We start from the raw sequence: 16,388 nt of genomic DNA on the forward strand, positions 1-16,388 counted from the left end.
CTCCTAGGCTTCGCACGCAGTCTGCGCCGGGTTGTTCACCAGGCGTTCGAGAGTGGTGCGATCCATTAATTCGGTGTCCAGTTTGATGTAGATCGCCGCTTCATCAGCAACGATCACTGCATCAGTTACCCCTACGAGGGCCTTGAGACGCTCGACCAGACCCGCTTCGCGGATCGCTTCGGGCGACAGCGGCAGGCGCAGGCTCGTCACGTAGGGAGGTTCGCGCATGGTAACAGCAAAGGCCAGCCAAAGTGCAGCCAGCCCGGCACATCCGAGGAACACAACCGACAGACCGCCATGCTGGAACATCCAGCCGCCGAGAATCCCGCCGAGTGCCGAACCGAGGAACTGACTGGTGGAATACACGCCCATGGCCGTGCCCTTGCCACCCGCCGGTGAAACCTTGCTGATCAGCGACGGCAGCGAAGCTTCCAGCAGATTGAACGCAGTGAAGAACACCACCGTCCCGATCACCAGAGCCCGCAGGCTGTCGCCGAATTGCCAGAAGAATAGCTCAGTGAGCATCAGCGTCATCACGGCGCCGAGCAAAACTCGTTTCATTTTGCGTTTCTTCTCGCCGTAGATAATGAACGGGATCATGGCGAAGAAAGAGATCAGCAGGGCTGTGAGGTAGACCCACCAGTGCTGTTCCTTGGGCAGACCGGCCTTTTCGACCAGCGCCAGGGGCAGAGCGACGAAGCTCGACATCAACATCGCATGTAACACAAAAATGCCCAGATCCAGCCGCAGCAGGTCCGGGTGCTTGAGCGTCGGCATCAGCGCCTGGCGCGCAACACCGGACTCGCGATGACTCAGCGGCCCGGTGGATTTCGGCACCATGAACATCACGATCACGATCCCGAGCAGCGCCATGCCGCCGGTGGCAAGGAACAGGCCGGACAGGCCGAACGCACGGGTGAGCAGCGGGCCGACCACCATCGCCACGGCGAACGAGAGGCCGATGGTCATGCCGATCATGGCCATGGCCTTGGTGCGGTGCTGTTCACGGGTGAGATCGGAAAGCAGCGCCATGACCGCGGCGGAAATAGCACCGGCGCCTTGCAGGATCCGCCCGGCAATCACGCCCCAGATCGAATCGGCCTGAGCCGCCAGCACGCTGCCGAGGGCAAAGACGATCAGCCCGAGGTAAATCACCGGACGCCGGCCGATGCGGTCGGAAATGATCCCGAACGGAATCTGGAAAATCGCCTGGGTCAGGCCGTAAGCGCCGATCGCCAGCCCGATCAGGGCCGGGGTCGCTCCCGCCAGATCCATGCCGTAGGTGGCCAGTACCGGCAACACCATGAACATGCCAAGCATACGGAAGGCGAACACCAGGGCCAGACCGCTCGCCGCGCGGGTCTCGCTGCCACTCATGCGTTCGCTGTGGGGATCGTGCATGGAAAAACCTCGTGTGAACCGGCGGCGATTCTACCAGTCCCATCGAGAGACGGGGTATATCGCGACGCTTTGACGCGTACAGATGAAACTCTCTTCATGTAAGGCAAAAAACCCTTCATTTGATAGTGTGCATCCATCCAGTATTTGGCCGTATACTCCTGTGTTTTCGACGCCCGCCGAGCGAGGCCATTTTGGACAAGATCCTGATTCGTGGGGCCCGCACCCACAACCTGAAGAACATCGACCTGACCCTGCCACGGGACAAACTGATCGTCATCACCGGCCTGTCCGGATCCGGCAAGTCGTCCCTGGCCTTCGACACGCTGTACGCCGAAGGTCAGCGCCGCTATGTCGAATCCCTGTCGGCCTATGCCCGGCAGTTCCTGTCGATGATGGAAAAACCCGACGTCGACACCATCGAAGGCCTGTCGCCGGCGATCTCCATCGAACAGAAGTCGACTTCGCACAACCCGCGTTCCACGGTCGGCACCATCACCGAAATCTACGACTACCTGCGCCTGCTTTATGCCCGCGTCGGTACGCCGCGCTGCCCGGATCACGACATTCCGCTGGAAGCACAGACTGTCAGCCAGATGGTCGACCTGGTGCTGGCTCAGCCGGAAGGCAGCAAGCTGATGCTGCTGGCGCCGGTGATTCGCGAGCGCAAGGGCGAGCACTTGTCGGTGTTCGAGGAACTGCGCGCTCAGGGCTTCGTCCGTGCCCGGGTCAACGGCCGGCTCTGCGAGCTGGACGAACTGCCGAAACTGGATAAACAGAAGAAGCACACGATTGAAGTCGTGGTCGATCGCTTCAAGGTACGCGCCGACCTGCAACAGCGTCTGGCGGAATCCTTCGAGACCGCGCTGAAGCTGGCCGACGGCATCGCCCTGGTGGCGCCGATGGACGACGAGCCGGGCGAAGAAATGATCTTCTCCGCGCGCTTCGCCTGCCCGATCTGCGGCCATGCCATCAGTGAGCTGGAACCCAAGCTGTTTTCCTTCAACAACCCGGCCGGTGCCTGCCCGACCTGCGACGGTCTGGGCGTGAAGCAATTCTTCGACATCAAGCGCCTGGTCAACGGAGAACTGACCTTGGCCGAAGGCGCGATCCGCGGCTGGGACAGGCGCAACGTCTATTACTTCCAGATGCTCGGCTCACTGGCCGCACATTACGGTTTCAGCCTGGAGCAGCCGTTCAACGAGCTGCCGGCCGACCAGCAGAAATACATTCTGCACGGCAGCGGTTCGCAGAGCGTCGATTTCAAATACCTCAACGACCGGGGCGACATCGTCAAGCGCTCGCATCCGTTCGAAGGCATCGTGCCGAACCTCGAGCGCCGCTACCGCGAAACCGAATCGGCGAGCGTGCGCGAAGAACTGGCGAAGTTCCTCAGCACCCAGTCGTGCCCGGATTGCCGTGGCACCCGCCTGCGCCGCGAAGCGCGACACGTGTGGGTCGGCGAGAAAACCCTGCCGGCGGTGACCAACCTGCCGATCGGTGACGCTTGCGACTATTTCGGCGCGCTGAAGATGACCGGTCGCCGTGGTGAAATCGCCGACAAGATTCTCAAGGAGATCCGCGAGCGCCTGCAATTCCTGGTCAACGTCGGTCTCGACTATCTGTCGCTGGATCGTAGTGCCGATACCCTGTCCGGCGGCGAGGCACAGCGCATTCGTCTGGCCAGCCAGATCGGCGCAGGCCTTGTAGGTGTTCTCTATATCCTCGATGAACCCTCCATTGGTCTGCACCAGCGCGACAACGATCGCCTGCTCGGCACCCTCAAGCATCTGCGCGACATCGGCAATACGGTGATCGTGGTCGAACATGATGAAGACGCGATCCGTCTCGCTGACTACGTAGTGGATATCGGCCCCGGCGCCGGCGTTCATGGCGGGCAGATCGTCGCCGAAGGCACGCCGGACGAGGTCATGGCGCACCCGGACTCACTGACCGGTAAATACCTGTCGGGCCGCGTCAAGATCGAAGTGCCGGCCAAACGCACACCGCGCAACAAGAAGCAGGTGCTGTCGCTCAAGGGCGCGCGGGGCAACAACCTGCGCAACGTAGACCTGGAAATCCCGATCGGCTTGCTGACCTGCGTGACCGGTGTCTCCGGCTCCGGCAAATCGACGCTGATCAACAACACGCTGTTCCCGCTGAGCGCCACGGCACTCAATGGCGCGACCACCCTGGAGGCGGCAGCCCACGACAGCATCAAGGGCCTGGAACATCTGGACAAGGTCGTCGACATCGACCAGAGCCCGATTGGCCGTACGCCGCGCTCCAACCCGGCGACCTATACCGGTCTGTTCACACCGATCCGCGAACTGTTCGCCGGCGTGCCCGAATCCCGCTCCCGTGGTTACGGCCCGGGGCGTTTCTCGTTCAACGTCAAGGGCGGTCGTTGCGAAGCCTGCCAGGGCGACGGTCTGATCAAGGTGGAAATGCACTTCCTGCCGGACATCTACGTTCCGTGTGACGTGTGCAAGAGCAAGCGCTACAACCGCGAAACCCTGGAGATCAAATACAAGGGCAAGAACATCCACGAAACCCTCGAGATGACCATTGAGGAAGCTCGGGAGTTCTTCGACGCGGTACCGGCGCTGGCGCGCAAGCTGCAAACACTGATGGATGTGGGCCTGTCGTACATCAAGCTCGGGCAGTCGGCGACCACGTTGTCTGGTGGTGAAGCGCAGCGGGTCAAGTTGTCCCGTGAGCTGTCCAAGCGCGACACCGGCAAGACCCTGTACATCCTCGACGAGCCGACCACCGGTCTGCACTTCGCGGACATCCAGCAATTGCTCGACGTACTGCATCGCCTGCGCGACCACGGCAATACTGTGGTGGTGATCGAGCACAACCTCGACGTGATCAAGACAGCCGACTGGCTGGTGGATCTCGGTCCCGAGGGTGGTTCGAAAGGTGGGCAGATCATCGCCACCGGTACGCCGGAGGAAGTGGCCGAGATGAAGCAGTCTCACACCGGGCATTACCTCAAGCCGCTGCTGATCCGCGATCGCGCCTGATCGCCGGACATGAAAAAGCCCCTGTCACTTCGTCAGTGACAGGGGCTTTTTTGTATCCGTTGCGATCAGGAGGCGTGCGACTGCAGATAGTTCTGGATACCGATCAGCTTGATCAGACCCAGCTGCTTTTCAAGCCAGTAGGTGTGATCTTCTTCAGTGTCGTTGAGCTGAACGCGCAAGATTTCGCGGCTGACATAGTCGTTGTGTTGTTCGCACAGTTCGATGCCTTTGCACAGCGCGGCACGCACCTTGTACTCAAGGCGCAGATCCGCTTCGAGCATGGTCTCTACCGTGGTACCAACATCCAGGTCATCCGGGCGCATGCGCGGGGTGCCTTCGAGCATCAGGATCCGGCGCATCAGTGCATCGGCGTGACCGGCCTCTTCTTCCATCTCGTGGTTGATTCGTTCGTAGAGCTTGGTGAATCCCCAGTCCTCATACATCCGCGAGTGAACGAAATATTGGTCACGCGCGGCCAGTTCGCCGGTCAGCAACGTGTTGAGGTAATCGATAACGTCTGGGTGGCCTTGCATCGCCCTACATCTCCCTGCTTGAAAGTCCGTAGTTTGAACCAACCTGACTGGAAGGTCACCCACTTCGCGCAATAAAAGCGAAGATATCCTGAGAAAAGCAGCCTAAATAACGCAAAAACCGCCCGAATGAGGGCGGTTCTGCTTCTCGTTTAGACTTCGCTAAGCTGTACGTTAAGCAGCTTTGCGATTGCTTCTCCGTACGCCGGATCGGCCTTGTAGAAATGCTGCAACTGACGGTCGACGACATCACTCGACACACCTGCCATCGCGCCGGCGATATTGCTGACCAGCAACGCTTTCTGTTCCTCGCTCATCAAGCGGAAGAGCGCACCGGCGTGGCTGTAATAGTCAGTATCTTCACGGTGATCGTAGCGATCAGCCGCACCGTTCAACGCCAGCGCAGGCTCGGCATAGTGCGGCGCTTGTTTCGGCGACTCTACGTAGCTGTTCGGCTCATAGTTAGGCGCTGCGCCGCCATTGCTGCCAAAAGCCATCGAACCGTCGCGCTGGTAAGTATTCACCGGGCTGCGCGGGGCGTTCACTGGCAGTTGCTGGTGGTTGGTGCCTACGCGGTAGCGGTGGGCATCGGCGTATGCGAATACACGACCCTGCAGCATGCGATCCGGAGACAGACCTACGCCAGGCACCATGTTGCTTGGACCGAACGCTGCTTGCTCGACTTCAGCAAAGTAGTTGAGCGGATTACGGTTCAGTTCCAGCTCACCCACTTCGATCAGTGGAAACTCCTTCTGCGACCAGGTTTTGGTTACGTCGAACGGGTTCTCGTAGTGAGCAGCAGCCTGGGCCTCGGTCATGATCTGGATGCACACGCTCCATTTCGGGAAGTCACCACGCTCGATGGCTTCGAACAGATCGCGCTGGGCGTAATCGGGGTCTGTGCCCGCCAGACGTGCCGCGTCTGCCGGCGCGAGGTTTTTGATCCCTTGCTTGGTCTTGTAGTGCCACTTCACCCAATGCCGCTCGCCTTGAGCGTTGATAAGGCTGTAGGTGTGGCTGCCGAAGCCGTGCATGTGGCGATAGCCGTCCGGGATCCCGCGATCAGAAAACAGAATGGTGACCTGGTGCAGCGCTTCAGGCGAATGCGACCAGAAGTCCCACATCATCTGCGCGCTTTTCAGGTTGCTTTGCGGCAGGCGTTTCTGGGTGTGGATAAAGTCAGGAAATTTCAGCGGATCGCGAATGAAGAACACCGGCGTGTTGTTGCCAACGATGTCCCAGTTGCCTTCTTCGGTGTAGAACTTGAGGGCGAAGCCACGCGGATCGCGCTCGGTGTCGGCCGAGCCACGCTCGCCACCCACCGTCGAAAAACGCAGGAAGGTCGGCGTCTGTTTGCCGACAGCAGAGAACAGCTTGGCGCTGGTGTACTGCGTAATGTCGCGAGTGACCGTGAAAGTGCCGTATGCGCCCGAACCCTTGGCGTGCACACGACGCTCAGGGATGTTTTCCCGGTTGAAGTGAGCAAGCTTTTCGATCAGATGAAAATCATCGAGCAACAACGGACCACGAGGGCCGGCGGAGCGAGAGTTCTGGTTATCGGCGACAGGTGCGCCACTGGCGGTCGTAAGCGTCTTGTTCTGGCTCATGCGATCTTCTTCCTCTATCGGTCTTGAACTGCCGGCTAATCGGCTTGTTGGGGAGTATCGATCATCAATATGACAGCCACAAATTCATTAACTCGTGGTCAGCAATAGAGAAAAACTAACGACATATCCCCGCACATAGTGCAGACCCAAACAGGGTAGATGCTTGTACGAACGGCGCATTTCTTACAGGCACAAAAAACCGGGCACTGGGCCCGGTTCCTTGTTTCAGACTGATGTCTTACTCAGCGGATACAGCTTCACCGCCGACAGCACGATCAACCAGTTCGACGTACGCCATAGGCGCGTTGTCGCCAGCGCGGAAACCGCACTTGAGGATGCGCAGGTAGCCACCCTCACGGGTAGCGTAACGCTTGCCCAGGTCGTTGAAGAGCTTACCAACGATAGCTTTCGAACGAGTACGGTCGAAAGCCAGACGACGGTTAGCAACGCTGTCTGTCTTGGCCAGAGTGATCAGCGGCTCGGCAACGCGGCGCAGTTCTTTGGCTTTTGGCAGAGTAGTTTTGATCAGCTCGTGCTCGAACAGCGACACCGCCATGTTCTGGAACATGGCCTTGCGGTGCGAGCTGGTGCGGCTCAGGTGACGCCCACTTTTACGATGACGCATGGTTCATTCCTTACCAAACACTACGTTCGGTGATTACGACGATCAGGCAGTCGCCTTGTCGTCCTTCTTAAGACTTGCAGGCGGCCAGTTGTCGAGGCGCATGCCGAGGGACAGACCGCGGGAGGCCAGAACGTCCTTGATTTCAGTCAAGGATTTCTTGCCCAGGTTCGGAGTCTTCAACAGCTCTACTTCGGTACGCTGAATCAGGTCGCCGATGTAGTAGATGTTTTCCGCCTTAAGGCAGTTAGCCGAACGTACAGTCAGTTCCAGATCGTCAACCGGGCGAAGCAGGATCGGATCGATCTCGTCTTCCTGCTCGACAACCACTGGCTCACTGTCACCTTTGAGGTCGACGAACGCAGCCAGCTGCTGTTGCAGGATGGTTGCAGCGCGGCGGATAGCCTCTTCAGGATCCAGAGTACCGTTGGTTTCCAGATCAATAACCAGCTTGTCCAGGTTGGTACGCTGTTCGACACGGGCGTTTTCCACCACATATGCGATACGGCGAACCGGGCTGAACGAAGAGTCAAGCTGCAAGCGACCGATGCTGCGGCTTTCGTCTTCATCGCTCTGACGCGAGTCTGCTGGTTCATAACCACGACCACGAGCTACGGTGAGCTTCATGTTCAGGGCGCCGTTAGACGCCAGGTTAGCGATTACGTGATCGGGATTAACGATCTCGACATCATGATCCAGCTGAATATCGGCAGCGGTAACCACCCCCGAACCCTTCTTCGACAAGGTCAGCGTAACTTCGTCACGACCGTGCAGCTTGATGGCCAGACCTTTAAGGTTCAACAGGATTTCAATTACGTCTTCCTGTACACCTTCGATGGCGCTGTACTCGTGGAGCACACCGTCAATCTCGGCCTCGACTACTGCGCAGCCGGGCATTGAGGACAACAGGATGCGGCGCAGCGCGTTGCCCAGGGTGTGGCCAAAACCACGCTCGAGAGGCTCGAGAGTGATCTTGGCGCGGGTTGGACTGACAACCTGCACATCAATGTGGCGGGGTGTCAGGAACTCATTTACCGAAATCTGCATGGATGCACCTATTTTCTAGCCCTTACTTGGAGTAGAGCTCGACAATCAGGCTTTCGTTGATGTCGGCGGACAGATCACTGCGAGCAGGAACGTTCTTGAAAACGCCCGACTTCTTCTCAGTGTCTACTTCTACCCATTCTACGCGGCCACGCTGGGCACACAGATCGAGAGCTTGGACAATGCGAAGTTGGTTTTTTGCTTTCTCGCGAACAGCAACCACGTCACCAGCACGAACCTGGTAGGACGGAACGTTCACGGTCTGACCGTTAACGCTGATCGACTTGTGCGATACCAGCTGACGGGATTCGGCACGAGTCGAACCAAAGCCCATACGGTATACAACGTTGTCCAGACGGCATTCGAGCAGCTGCAGCAGGTTCTCACCGGTTGCACCTTTCTTGCCAGCAGCTTCTTTGTAGTAGCCGCTGAACTGACGCTCGAGAACGCCGTAGATACGACGGACCTTCTGCTTTTCACGCAGTTGGGTGCCGTAGTCGGACTGGCGACCGCGGCGTTGGCCGTGGATACCAGGTGCTGCTTCAATGTTGCACTTCGATTCGATCGCGCGCACGCCGCTCTTCAGGAAGAGATCGGTGCCTTCGCGACGAGCGAGTTTGCATTTTGGACCAATGTAACGAGCCATTCTTTACAATCTCCTGGATTACACGCGGCGCTTCTTCGGCGGACGGCACCCGTTGTGCGGGATTGGCGTCACGTCGGTGATGCTGGCGATCTTGTAGCCACAGCCGTTCAAAGCGCGGACTGCGGATTCACGACCTGGACCTGGACCCTTGACGTTCACGTCGAGGTTTTTCAGGCCGTATTCCAGCGCAGCTTGACCAGCACGCTCAGCAGCTACTTGAGCAGCGAACGGGGTGGACTTGCGGGAACCGCGGAAACCCGAACCACCGGAGGTAGCCCAGGAAAGAGCGTTACCTTGACGGTCGGTGATGGTCACGATGGTGTTGTTAAAAGAAGCATGGATGTGGGCGATGCCATCAACCACTGTCTTTTTAACTTTTTTACGAGGACGAGCAGCAGGTTTTGCCATGATTAAATTCCTGTCGATTCGCTGGGGCGATTACTTGCGGATCGGCTTACGCGGACCTTTACGGGTACGCGCGTTGGTCTTGGTACGCTGACCGCGTACTGGCAGACCACGACGATGACGCAGACCGCGATAGCAACCGAGGTCCATCAAGCGCTTGATTTTCATGTTGATTTCGCGACGCAGGTCACCTTCAGTGGTGAACTTCGCCACTTCGCCACGCAGCTGTTCAATCTGCTCGTCGCTCAGATCCTTGATCTTTGCGGCTGGGTTTACCCCAGTCTCTGCACAGATCTTCTGTGCAGTAGTGCGACCAACACCATAGATGTAGGTCAGCGAGATAACAGTATGCTTGTTATCTGGAATGTTAACGCCTGCAATACGGGCCATTCAGTGGGACTCCAATTGACAGCTACCTACGCCCCGGAAGCCAAGAAATAGGGCGCGAGATAATATCGCTGTAATAACAAATAATCAACCCGGTAGCGCACTAGCTACCGGGCTTGAAGCACAATCACACTCAGCCTTGGCGCTGTTTGTGACGCGGTTCCGCGCTGCAAATTACTCGAACAACACCTTCGCGGCGAATAATCTTGCAGTTACGGCACAGCTTTTTCACCGATGCACGAACTTTCATCACCAACTCCTCGAACCTTATGGGTACTCAGCGCAACATGCCGCTGCCGTAACCCTTCAGGTTGGCTTTCTTCATCAGGGATTCGTACTGGTGCGAAACGAGGTGCGATTGTACTTGGGACATGAAGTCCATCACAACCACGACCACGATCAGCAACGAGGTCCCGCCAAGGTAGAACGGAACGTTTGCTGCTACCACCAGGAACTGGGGCAACAAGCACACGGCCGTCATGTAAAGAGCACCGAACATGGTCAAGCGAGTCAAAACGCCATCAATATAGCGCGCGGACTGCTCACCTGGACGGATGCCCGGAATAAAGGCACCGGACTTCTTCAGGTTTTCCGCTACGTCTTTCGGATTGAACATCAACGCCGTATAGAAGAAGCAGAAGAAAATAATCCCTGCACTAAACAGCAGAATATTCAACGGCTGACCAGGAGCGATCGACTGCGAGATGTCCTGCAACCAGCCCATACCTTCAGACTGACCGAACCAGGCACCCAACGAAGCCGGGAACAGCAAAATGCTGCTCGCGAAAATAGCCGGAATAACACCGGCCATGTTCACCTTCAGCGGCAAGTGGCTTGTCTGCGCAGCAAAAACCTTGCGGCCCTGCTGACGCTTGGCGTAGTGAACAGCGATACGACGCTGACCACGCTCAATGAACACCACGAAACCGATAATCGCTACTGCCAGCAAACCGATGGCAACCAAAGCGAAGATGTTGATATCGCCCTGACGCGCAGACTCGAAAGACTGCCCGATTGCTCTCGGAAGACCGGCGACGATACCCGAAAAAATCAACATCGAGATACCGTTGCCTACACCACGCTCAGTAATCTGCTCACCCAGCCACATCATGAACATCGCGCCAGCCACAAACGTGGAGACCGCAACGAAATGGAAGCCAAAGTCACCAGTGAACGCAACGCCCTGCCCCGCCAGACCAATGGACATGCCAATGGCCTGAACGAGAGCGAGGACGACGGTGCCGTAGCGGGTGTACTGGCTGATCTTGCGACGGCCAGCTTCACCTTCCTTCTTCAACTGCTCCAGCTGCGGGCTGACGGCGGTCATCAACTGCATGATGATCGATGCCGAAATGTACGGCATGATCCCCAGTGCAAAGATGCTCATCCGCTCCAGCGCGCCGCCGGAAAACATGTTGAACAAGCTAAGAATGGTCCCCTCATTCTGTCGAAACAGGTCCGCGAGTCGATCCGGGTTGATACCTGGAACCGGGATGTGTGCGCCTATTCGGTAGACGATAATCGCCAGGAACAGAAAACGCAGACGAGCCCAAAGTTCAGACATACCGCCTTTGCCGAGCGCAGAGAGAGCACCTTGCTTAGCCATTTATTCCTCGAACTTGCCGCCAGCTGCTTCGATAGCCGCACGCGCACCTTTGGTGGCGCCGATTCCCTTGCCGATAGTGACAGCGCGAGCCACTTCACCGGACAGCATGATTTTCACGCGCTGTACGTTGACGTTGATCACGTTGGCATCTTTCAGGGACTGCACGGTGACGATGTCGCCTTCCACTTTAGCCAGCTCGGACAGACGCACTTCTGCGCGGTCCATGGCTTTCAGGGAAACGAAACCGAACTTCGGCAGGCGACGATGCAGCGGCTGTTGACCGCCTTCAAAGCCTGGAGCGATGGTGCCACCGGAGCGGGAAGTCTGACCTTTGTGACCACGGCCACCAGTCTTACCCAAACCACTACCGATACCACGGCCCGGACGATGCTTTTCGCGACGGGAACCCGGCGCTGGACTCAGATCATTGAGTTTCATCGATTAACCCTCGACACGCAGCATGTAGTAAGCCTTGTTGATCATCCCGCGATTCTCGGGAGTATCCTGGACTTCTACAGTGTGACCGATGCGACGCAGACCCAGACCCTTAACGCACAGTTTGTGGTTAGGGATGCGGCCGGTCATGCTTTTGATCAGCGTAACTTTAACGGTAGCCATGATTACTTGATCTCCTCAACACGCAGGCCACGCTTGGCTGCAATGGATTCAGGAGACTGCATAGCTTTCAGACCCTTGAAAGTGGCGTGAACCACGTTTACTGGGTTAGTCGAGCCGTAGCACTTGGCCAGAACGTTCTGAACGCCAGCAACTTCGAGGACAGCACGCATAGCGCCGCCAGCGATGATACCGGTACCTTCAGAAGCAGGCTGCATGTACACCTTCGAAGCGCCATGGGCAGACTTCATTGCGTACTGCAGAGTGGTGCCGTTCAGATCAACCTGGATCATGTTGCGGCGAGCAGCTTCCATTGCCTTCTGGATCGCAGCAGGCACTTCACGCGACTTGCCACGGCCGAAGCCAACACGCCCTTTACCATCACCAACCACGGTCAACGCGGTGAAAGTGAAGATACGGCCGCCTTTAACGGTTTTGGCTACGCGGTTAACTTGAACCAGCTTCTCGATGTAGCCTTCGTCGCGCTTTTGGTCGTTATTTGACATAACTTAGAACTCCAGCCCAGCTTCACGAGCAGCATCAGCCAGCGCTTTAACGCGGCCATGGTACTTGAAGCCAGAGCGGTCGAAAGCCACCTGCGAGACGCCAGCGGCCTTAGCACGCGTAGCGACCAGCTGGCCAACCTTAGTGGCCGCGTCGATGTTGCCAGTGGCGCCATCACGCAGTTCTTTATCCAAAGTCGAGGCGCTTGCCAGGACTTTGTTGCCGTCGGCCGAAATGACCTGGGCGTAGATGTGCTGCGAAGAGCGGAACACGCAGAGACGCACGACTTCGAGTTCGTGCATTTTCAGGCGTGCTTTGCGAGCGCGACGCAGTCGAGTAACTTTTTTGTCGGTCATTTGCTATGCCCTACTTCTTCTTGGCTTCTTTACGACGGACGACTTCGTCCGCGTAGCGCACACCTTTGCCTTTGTACGGCTCTGGTGGACGGAAGTCGCGGATCTCGGCGGCCACTTGACCTACCAGCTGCTTGTCGATGCCCTTGATCAGGATATCGGTCTGGCTAGGAGTCTCAGCGGTGATGCCTTCCGGCAGTTCGTAATCCACTGGGTGCGAGAAGCCAAGAGCCAAGTTCAGCACCTGACCTTTTGCTTGCGCTTTATAACCAACACCGATCAGCTGGAGCTTGCGCTCGAAGCCTTGGCTTACGCCCTGGACCATGTTGTTTACCAACGCACGAGTGGTACCGGCCATTGCGCGAGTCTGCTGATCGCCATTGCGAGCAGCAAAACGCAGCTCACCGGCTTCTTCAACGATCTCAACGGACGAATGGACGTTCAGTTCAAGAGTACCCTTGGCACCCTTCACCGAAAGCTGTTGGCCTGCGAATTTTACTTCGACACCGGCTGGCAGCTTAACGGGGTTCTTAGCGACGCGAGACATGCTTATCCCCCCTTAGAACACAGTGCAAAGAACTTCGCCGCCGACACCGGCAGCGCGCGCAGCACGATCAGTCATCACACCTTTGTTGGTGGAGACGATAGACACGCCGAGACCGCCACGTACTTTTGGCAGTTCTTCGACGGACTTGTACTGACGCAAGCCTGGACGGCTAACGCGCTTGACTTCTTCGATAACCGGACGGCCTTCGAAATATTTCAGCTCGATAGACAGCAGTGGTTTGGTTTCGCTGCTGATCTGATAACCCGCGATGTAACCTTCGTCCTTAAGAACTTTAGCTACAGCCACCTTCAACGTGGAAGAAGGCATGCTTACGACGGACTTTTCAGCCATCTGGGCATTACGGATTCGAGTTAGCATGTCCGCTAACGGGTCCTGCATACTCATGGGCTAGACGCTCCTAATACAGAAAAATTAGCCTTGCGGCTACTACTTGTCGCCGAGAAATTCCGGGCAGAAAAACACGGGCTCAGGCGAGCCGGTCATTCTAGACACACCCCAGAAATGAATCAAGCCCCAAAAGGGGCTTGATTCATTTTCAAGGCCACCGATGGTCAGGTTCTTGCGACCCCAACCATCGAGACTTTGACAGCAATTACCAGCTGGCTTTAACCAGACCTGGAACGTCACCACGCATTGCAGCTTCACGCAGCTTGTTACGGCCCAGGCCGAACTTGCGGTAAACGCCGTGCGGACGACCGGTCAGACGGCAACGGTTACGCATGCGCGAAGCGCTAGCGTCACGTGGTTGCTTCTGCAGAGCTACGGTAGCTTCCCAACGCGCTTCTGGACTTGCGTTCAGATCGACGATGATAGCTTTCAGCGCTGCACGCTTGACGGCGTACTTGGCAACGGTGAGCTGACGCTTCAGCTCACGGTTTTTCATGCTCTTCTTGGCCATTTTCCTACTCCAATCAGTTGCGGAACGGGAATTTGAAAGCACGCAGCAGAGCGCGGCCTTCGTCATCGTTCTTGGCAGTGGTGGTCAGGGTAATGTCCAGACCGCGGAGAGCATCGATCTTGTCGTAGTCGATTTCCGGGAAAATGATCTGCTCTTTCACGCCCATGCTGTAGTTGCCACGACCGTCGAAGGACTTGGCATTCAGGCCGCGGAAGTCGCGAACCCGAGGCAGGGAGATCGACAGCAGACGATCCAGGAACTCGTACATACGCTCACGGCGCAGGGTCACTTTGACGCCGATCGGCCAACCTTCACGGACTTTAAAGCCAGCGATGGATTTGCGAGCGTAGGTCACAACGACTTTCTGGCCGGTGATCTTTTCCAGGTCAGCAACAGCGTGCTCGATGACTTTTTTGTCACCGATCGCTTCGCCCAGACCCATGTTCAGGGTGATTTTGGTAACGCGCGGAACTTCCATCACGTTGCCAAGCTTCAGTTCTTCCTTCAGCTTGGGAGCGATTTCCTTCCGGTAAATCTCTTGTAGTCGTGCCATGGTCTTCTACCTAGCAGTGTTCAAGCATCAACCGCTTTTTGGGTCGACTTGAAGACACGAATTTTCTTACCGTCTTCCACTTTGAAACCAACGCGATCAGCCTTGTTGGTTTCGCCGTTGAAGATGGCAACGTTGGAAGCGTGCAGTGGCGCTTCTTTCTCGACGATACCGCCCTGTACGCCCGACATCGGGTTAGGCTTGGTATGACGCTTGACCAGGTTCAGACCACCAACAACCAGACGGTTGTCAGCGAGAACCTTCAGCACCTTACCGCGCTTACCTTTGTCTTTGCCGGCGATCACGATGATCTCGTCGTCACGACGAATCTTTTGCATGTCGGATCTCCTTACAGCACTTCTGGGGCGAGCGAGACGATCTTCATGAACTTCTCGGTACGAAGTTCACGGGTCACTGGCCCAAAGATACGGGTGCCGATCGGCTCTTGCTTGTTGTTCAGCAGAACAGCAGCGTTGCCATCAAAGCGGATAATGGAGCCATCAGCACGACGTACGCCGTGACGAGTGCGGACTACAACAGCAGTCATCACTTGGCCTTTTTTCACCTTACCGCGAGGAATTGCTTCCTTCACGGTAACTTTGATGATGTCACCGATACCAGCGTAACGACGATGGGAGCCACCCAGCACCTTGATGCACATAACGCGGCGAGCGCCGCTGTTATCGGCCACATCGAGCATGGATTGAGTCTGAATCATATAATTTCTCCGACCCCTAGCCCTTAGACTTCCACAGCGCGTTCGAGAACATCAACCAGCGCCCAAGACTTGGTCTTGGCCATCGGACGAGTTTCACGAATAGTGACTTTGTCGCCGATGTGGCACTGATTGGTTTCGTCGTGCGCGTGCAGCTTAGTCGAACGCTTAACGTATTTACCGTAGATCGGGTGCTTAACGCGACGCTCGATCAGAACGGTGATGGTTTTGTCCATCTTGTCGCTGACAACACGGCCAGTCAGCGTACGGACAGTTTTTTCGGCTTCAGCCATGATCACTTACCTGCCTGCTGGTTGAGCACAGTCTTCACGCGAGCGATGTCACGCTTAACTTGCGAGAGCAGATGAGACTGCCCCAACTGGCCAGTTGCTTTCTGCATGCGCAGATTGAACTGGTCGCGCAGCAAGCCGAGCAGTTGCTCGTTCAGCTGCTGTGCGGATTTTTCACGAAGTTCATTCGCTTTCATCACATCACCGTCCGTTTAACAAAGGAGGTGGCGAGCGGCAGCTTTGCAGCAGCCAGGGCGAAAGCCTCACGCGCCAGCTCTTCAGAAACACCCTCGATTTCATACAGGACTTTGCCTGGCTGAATCTGGGCAACCCAGTATTCCACGTTACCCTTACCTTTACCCATACGAACCTCGAGAGGCTTCTTGGAGATCGGCTTGTCCGGGAATACACGGATCCAGATCTTGCCACCACGTTTTACGTGACGGGTCAGAGCACGACGCGCTGACTCGATCTGACGAGCGGTGAGACGACCACGAGCAACAGACTTCAGCGCGAACTCGCCGAAGCTGACTTTGCTACCGCGCAGTGCCAGACCACGGTTGTGGCCGGTCATCTGCTTGCGGAACTTCGTACGCTTTGGTTGCAACATTTGGCGTACCC

The 16,388-nt window shown here is 56.9% G+C and carries 24 protein-coding genes; 1 reads left to right on the forward strand and 23 read right to left on the reverse strand.

The window, feature by feature from the left end:
• Positions 1-3: 3 nt before the first annotated feature.
• Positions 4-1,401, reverse strand: coding sequence for an MFS transporter (locus CAF79_RS10060; protein WP_085697674.1), 1,398 nt, complete (start codon positions 1,399-1,401; stop codon positions 4-6).
• Positions 1,402-1,592: 191 nt separating this feature from the next.
• Here CAF79_RS10060 and uvrA point away from each other — a divergent pair, with 191 nt between their 5' ends.
• The gene (gene uvrA, locus CAF79_RS10065) at positions 1,593-4,427 is read left to right on the forward strand and encodes an excinuclease ABC subunit UvrA (RefSeq protein WP_085697675.1); all 2,835 of its coding nucleotides are present in this window, start codon (positions 1,593-1,595) and stop codon (positions 4,425-4,427) included.
• Positions 4,428-4,492: 65 nt separating this feature from the next.
• Here uvrA and bfr read toward each other — a convergent pair whose 3' ends face one another.
• The 22 genes from bfr to rplP form a co-directional block, all read right to left on the reverse strand.
• Entirely contained in the window at positions 4,493-4,960 is a 468-nt protein-coding gene (gene bfr, locus CAF79_RS10070) for a bacterioferritin (protein WP_085697676.1), read from the reverse strand.
• Between the two features lie 149 nt (positions 4,961-5,109).
• Positions 5,110-6,564, reverse strand: a complete 1,455-nt coding sequence (locus CAF79_RS10075) for a catalase (protein ID WP_085697677.1) — start codon at positions 6,562-6,564, stop codon at positions 5,110-5,112.
• Positions 6,565-6,802: 238 nt separating this feature from the next.
• The gene (gene rplQ, locus CAF79_RS10080) at positions 6,803-7,189 is read right to left on the reverse strand and encodes a 50S ribosomal protein L17 (protein ID WP_007955635.1); all 387 of its coding nucleotides are present in this window, start codon (positions 7,187-7,189) and stop codon (positions 6,803-6,805) included.
• A 42-nt stretch (positions 7,190-7,231) separates the two neighbouring features.
• Entirely contained in the window at positions 7,232-8,233 is a 1,002-nt protein-coding gene (rpoA, locus tag CAF79_RS10085) for a DNA-directed RNA polymerase subunit alpha (RefSeq protein WP_003186012.1), read from the reverse strand.
• Between the two features lie 22 nt (positions 8,234-8,255).
• Entirely contained in the window at positions 8,256-8,876 is a 621-nt protein-coding gene (gene rpsD / locus CAF79_RS10090; RefSeq protein ID WP_003176404.1) for a 30S ribosomal protein S4, read from the reverse strand.
• A gap of 18 nt (positions 8,877-8,894) precedes the next feature.
• Entirely contained in the window at positions 8,895-9,284 is a 390-nt protein-coding gene (gene rpsK / locus CAF79_RS10095) for a 30S ribosomal protein S11 (protein WP_002555466.1), read from the reverse strand.
• A 30-nt stretch (positions 9,285-9,314) separates the two neighbouring features.
• Positions 9,315-9,671 carry a 30S ribosomal protein S13 gene (gene rpsM, locus CAF79_RS10100; protein ID WP_009045849.1) on the reverse strand — a complete coding sequence of 119 codons (357 nt, stop codon included), beginning with the start codon at positions 9,669-9,671 and terminating at the stop codon, positions 9,315-9,317.
• A 130-nt stretch (positions 9,672-9,801) separates the two neighbouring features.
• Positions 9,802-9,918, reverse strand: a complete 117-nt coding sequence (rpmJ, locus tag CAF79_RS10105) for a 50S ribosomal protein L36 (protein WP_002555468.1) — start codon at positions 9,916-9,918, stop codon at positions 9,802-9,804.
• Positions 9,919-9,945: 27 nt separating this feature from the next.
• Complete coding sequence (gene secY / locus CAF79_RS10110; protein WP_003228718.1) at positions 9,946-11,274, reverse strand: preprotein translocase subunit SecY; 1,329 nt, start codon at positions 11,272-11,274, stop codon at positions 9,946-9,948.
• Positions 11,275-11,712, reverse strand: coding sequence for a 50S ribosomal protein L15 (gene rplO, locus CAF79_RS10115; protein WP_011336169.1), 438 nt, complete (start codon positions 11,710-11,712; stop codon positions 11,275-11,277).
• Between the two features lie 3 nt (positions 11,713-11,715).
• Positions 11,716-11,892, reverse strand: a complete 177-nt coding sequence (rpmD, locus tag CAF79_RS10120; RefSeq protein WP_003176408.1) for a 50S ribosomal protein L30 — start codon at positions 11,890-11,892, stop codon at positions 11,716-11,718.
• Positions 11,893-11,894: 2 nt separating this feature from the next.
• Positions 11,895-12,395: a 30S ribosomal protein S5 gene (rpsE, locus tag CAF79_RS10125; RefSeq protein ID WP_007955637.1), complete on the reverse strand. Its 501-nt coding sequence runs from the start codon at positions 12,393-12,395 to the stop codon at positions 11,895-11,897.
• Positions 12,396-12,398: 3 nt separating this feature from the next.
• Positions 12,399-12,749, reverse strand: a complete 351-nt coding sequence (gene rplR / locus CAF79_RS10130; RefSeq protein ID WP_003186037.1) for a 50S ribosomal protein L18 — start codon at positions 12,747-12,749, stop codon at positions 12,399-12,401.
• A gap of 10 nt (positions 12,750-12,759) precedes the next feature.
• The gene (gene rplF, locus CAF79_RS10135) at positions 12,760-13,293 is read right to left on the reverse strand and encodes a 50S ribosomal protein L6 (protein ID WP_085697678.1); all 534 of its coding nucleotides are present in this window, start codon (positions 13,291-13,293) and stop codon (positions 12,760-12,762) included.
• A gap of 12 nt (positions 13,294-13,305) precedes the next feature.
• Positions 13,306-13,698: a 30S ribosomal protein S8 gene (gene rpsH / locus CAF79_RS10140; RefSeq protein ID WP_011336171.1), complete on the reverse strand. Its 393-nt coding sequence runs from the start codon at positions 13,696-13,698 to the stop codon at positions 13,306-13,308.
• Positions 13,699-13,906: 208 nt separating this feature from the next.
• Positions 13,907-14,212 (reverse strand): 30S ribosomal protein S14, encoded by a 306-nt coding sequence (gene rpsN, locus CAF79_RS10145; RefSeq protein WP_007955639.1) that lies wholly within the window; start codon positions 14,210-14,212, stop codon positions 13,907-13,909.
• A gap of 13 nt (positions 14,213-14,225) precedes the next feature.
• The gene (gene rplE, locus CAF79_RS10150) at positions 14,226-14,765 is read right to left on the reverse strand and encodes a 50S ribosomal protein L5 (protein ID WP_003194642.1); all 540 of its coding nucleotides are present in this window, start codon (positions 14,763-14,765) and stop codon (positions 14,226-14,228) included.
• Positions 14,766-14,785: 20 nt separating this feature from the next.
• Complete coding sequence (rplX, locus tag CAF79_RS10155) at positions 14,786-15,100, reverse strand: 50S ribosomal protein L24 (RefSeq protein WP_003186046.1); 315 nt, start codon at positions 15,098-15,100, stop codon at positions 14,786-14,788.
• 11 nt (positions 15,101-15,111) lie between these two features.
• Positions 15,112-15,480, reverse strand: coding sequence for a 50S ribosomal protein L14 (gene rplN / locus CAF79_RS10160; RefSeq protein WP_002555479.1), 369 nt, complete (start codon positions 15,478-15,480; stop codon positions 15,112-15,114).
• Between the two features lie 23 nt (positions 15,481-15,503).
• Entirely contained in the window at positions 15,504-15,770 is a 267-nt protein-coding gene (gene rpsQ / locus CAF79_RS10165) for a 30S ribosomal protein S17 (RefSeq protein ID WP_003194644.1), read from the reverse strand.
• Positions 15,771-15,772: 2 nt separating this feature from the next.
• A complete protein-coding gene (rpmC, locus tag CAF79_RS10170) occupies positions 15,773-15,964 on the reverse strand; it encodes a 50S ribosomal protein L29 (RefSeq protein ID WP_002555481.1) in 192 nt (63 codons plus the stop codon).
• Positions 15,964-16,377, reverse strand: coding sequence for a 50S ribosomal protein L16 (gene rplP / locus CAF79_RS10175; protein ID WP_003228729.1), 414 nt, complete (start codon positions 16,375-16,377; stop codon positions 15,964-15,966). The genes rpmC and rplP overlap by 1 nt, the downstream gene beginning before the upstream one ends.
• Between the last annotated feature and the right edge of the window lie 11 nt (positions 16,378-16,388).

The sequence above is a fragment of the Pseudomonas sp. B26(2017) genome (genome assembly GCF_002113045.1).
GTDB lineage: Bacteria > Pseudomonadota > Gammaproteobacteria > Pseudomonadales > Pseudomonadaceae > Aquipseudomonas.

Coding starts and splice junctions, on each gene's coding strand:
- rplR (WP_003186037.1), bottom strand. CDS start 12,749: ATGACCGACAAAAAAGTTACTCGACTGCGTCGCGCTCGCAAAGCACGC.
- rpoA (WP_003186012.1), bottom strand. CDS start 8,233: ATGCAGATTTCGGTAAATGAGTTCCTGACACCCCGCCACATTGATGTG.
- rpsE (WP_007955637.1), bottom strand. CDS start 12,395: ATGTCAAATAACGACCAAAAGCGCGACGAAGGCTACATCGAGAAGCTG.
- rplO (WP_011336169.1), bottom strand. CDS start 11,712: ATGAAACTCAATGATCTGAGTCCAGCGCCGGGTTCCCGTCGCGAAAAG.
- rpsN (WP_007955639.1), bottom strand. CDS start 14,212: ATGGCCAAGAAGAGCATGAAAAACCGTGAGCTGAAGCGTCAGCTCACC.
- secY (WP_003228718.1), bottom strand. CDS start 11,274: ATGGCTAAGCAAGGTGCTCTCTCTGCGCTCGGCAAAGGCGGTATGTCT.
- rplP (WP_003228729.1), bottom strand. CDS start 16,377: ATGTTGCAACCAAAGCGTACGAAGTTCCGCAAGCAGATGACCGGCCAC.
- CAF79_RS10060 (WP_085697674.1), bottom strand. CDS start 1,401: ATGCACGATCCCCACAGCGAACGCATGAGTGGCAGCGAGACCCGCGCG.
- rpsH (WP_011336171.1), bottom strand. CDS start 13,698: ATGAGTATGCAGGACCCGTTAGCGGACATGCTAACTCGAATCCGTAAT.
- rplX (WP_003186046.1), bottom strand. CDS start 15,100: ATGCAAAAGATTCGTCGTGACGACGAGATCATCGTGATCGCCGGCAAA.
- CAF79_RS10075 (WP_085697677.1), bottom strand. CDS start 6,564: ATGAGCCAGAACAAGACGCTTACGACCGCCAGTGGCGCACCTGTCGCC.
- rplE (WP_003194642.1), bottom strand. CDS start 14,765: ATGGCACGACTACAAGAGATTTACCGGAAGGAAATCGCTCCCAAGCTG.
- rpmD (WP_003176408.1), bottom strand. CDS start 11,892: ATGGCTACCGTTAAAGTTACGCTGATCAAAAGCATGACCGGCCGCATC.
- rpsM (WP_009045849.1), bottom strand. CDS start 9,671: ATGGCCCGTATTGCAGGCGTTAACATTCCAGATAACAAGCATACTGTT.
- rpmJ (WP_002555468.1), bottom strand. CDS start 9,918: ATGAAAGTTCGTGCATCGGTGAAAAAGCTGTGCCGTAACTGCAAGATT.
- rpmC (WP_002555481.1), bottom strand. CDS start 15,964: ATGAAAGCGAATGAACTTCGTGAAAAATCCGCACAGCAGCTGAACGAG.
- rplF (WP_085697678.1), bottom strand. CDS start 13,293: ATGTCTCGCGTCGCTAAGAACCCCGTTAAGCTGCCAGCCGGTGTCGAA.
- rplQ (WP_007955635.1), bottom strand. CDS start 7,189: ATGCGTCATCGTAAAAGTGGGCGTCACCTGAGCCGCACCAGCTCGCAC.
- rpsD (WP_003176404.1), bottom strand. CDS start 8,876: ATGGCTCGTTACATTGGTCCAAAATGCAAACTCGCTCGTCGCGAAGGC.
- rpsK (WP_002555466.1), bottom strand. CDS start 9,284: ATGGCAAAACCTGCTGCTCGTCCTCGTAAAAAAGTTAAAAAGACAGTG.
- bfr (WP_085697676.1), bottom strand. CDS start 4,960: ATGCAAGGCCACCCAGACGTTATCGATTACCTCAACACGTTGCTGACC.
- rpsQ (WP_003194644.1), bottom strand. CDS start 15,770: ATGGCTGAAGCCGAAAAAACTGTCCGTACGCTGACTGGCCGTGTTGTC.
- rplN (WP_002555479.1), bottom strand. CDS start 15,480: ATGATTCAGACTCAATCCATGCTCGATGTGGCCGATAACAGCGGCGCT.